This is a genomic window from Amycolatopsis sp. SID8362 (assembly GCF_010550475.1).
Taxonomy (GTDB): Bacteria; Actinomycetota; Actinomycetes; order Mycobacteriales; family Pseudonocardiaceae; genus Amycolatopsis; species Amycolatopsis eburnea.
This window is the reverse complement of record NZ_JAAGNB010000430.1, coordinates 1-1,731: the sequence shown is the minus strand read 5'-3', so window position 1 is coordinate 1,731 and position 1,731 is coordinate 1. Positions and strand designations below refer to the sequence as shown.

Sequence of the window (1,731 nt, the reverse complement as noted above, 5' to 3'; positions counted from 1 at the left end):
ACAGGACCACCCGGTGCTCGAACAGCGACCGTCCGGCCAGCGCGCGGCCGACGGCGACGGGATCCGGGCTCCCGGCCCGCAGGCGGGCGGCCTGCGCGTCGAGGGCACTGGCGGACTTCGCCGAGACCGGCCATGGGACCACGGGCAGCGCGAAGTCGTCCGCCGGTGGCGCGGGCGGGGACACCGGCGGCTGCTCGAGGATGACGTGCGCGTTGGTGCCGCTGATCCCGAACGACGAGATCCCGGCCCGCCGGGGCCGTCCGGTCTCCGGCCAGGCCACCGGTTCGGTCAACAGGGCCAGGTTCCCGGCCGTCCAGTCCACCCGGGACGAGGGCGTGCCGGCGTGCAGCGTCTTCGGGAGGACGCCGTGCCGCAGCGCCCGCACCACCTTGATGACGCCGGCCACCCCGGCCGCGGCCTGGCTGTGGCCCAGGTTCGACTTGACCGAGCCCAGCCACAGCGGCCGGTCCCGCTCCTGGCCGTAGGTGGCCAGCAGTGCCTGCGCCTCGATCGGGTCGCCCAGCACCGTGCCGGTGCCGTGCGCTTCGACGGCGTCCACTTCGGACGGTGCCAGCCCGGCCGAGGCCAGCGCCTGGCGGATCACCCGCTGCTGCGACGGGCCGTTCGGCGCGGTGAGGCCGTTCGACGCGCCGTCGGAGTTGACCGCGGAGCCCCGGACCACCGCGAGGACGTCGTGGCCGTGGCGGACGGCGTCGGACAGCCGCTCCAGCAGCACCATCCCGACGCCCTCGGACCAGCCGGTGCCGTCGGCGTCGTCGGAGAAGGACTTGCAGCGGCCGTCGGGGGCGAGGCCGCCCTGGCCGCTGAACCCGACGAACGCGTTGGGCGTGCACATGACGTTGACCCCGCCGGCCAGTGCCAGCGAGCACTCCCCCGCCCGCAGCGCCTGCGCGGCGAGGTGGAGGGCGACCAGTGACGCCGAGCAGGCCGTGTCCAGGGTGACCGAGGGGCCTTCGAGGCCGAGGCTGTAGGACAGCCGGCCCGAGACGACGCTGGCCGCGACGCCGGTGCCGACGTGGCCGTCGGTCGCGATCTTCGAGCCCATCACCAGGCTCATGTAGTCCTGGCCGTTGGTGCCGACGAAGACGCCCGTGCGGCTGCCCCGCAGGGCGAGCGGGTCGACGCCGGCGTCTTCCAGGGTCTCCCACGCGATTTCGAGCACCAGCCGCTGCTGCGGGTCCATCGCGACGGCCTCGCGCGGGGAGATGCCGAAGAAGGGCGCGTCGAACCCGGCGACGTCGTCGAGGAACCCGCCGCCGCGCGCGTCGCTGCCGCCGGCGAGCAGGGCGGGGTCCCAGCCGCGGTCGGCGGGGAACCCGCTGATCGCGTCCCGCCCGCCGGCCACGAGGTCCCACAGGTCGTCCGCCGAGCGGACGCCACCGGGGTACCGGCAGCCCAGGCCGACGATGACCACGGGGTCGTCGGTGACCGGGGCTACGGTCTCGGCCCGGACGGCGGCCCCGGCGTCCGCGCCGAGCAGCTCGCCGAGCAGGAACTCCGCGAGCGCACGGGGCGTCGGGTGGTCGTAGACGAGGGTGGCCGGCAGCCGCAGGCCGGTCACCGCGTCGAGCAGGTTGCGCAGCTCGACCGAGGTCAGCGAGTCGAACCCGAGGTCGCCGAACGCGCGGCCGGCGCCGACGGCGTCGGGGCTCGCGTGCCCGAGCACCAGTGCCACCTGGGAGCGGACGAGGCCGGTCAGGGTGGCGGTCC

At 75.7% G+C, this 1,731-nt stretch carries 1 protein-coding gene; it reads right to left on the bottom strand.

The window, feature by feature from the left end; genetic code table 11:
• Positions 1-1,731: beta-ketoacyl synthase N-terminal-like domain-containing protein (locus G3I65_RS13535; protein WP_160696413.1), on the bottom strand; the 1,731-nt coding region annotated here is incomplete at both ends.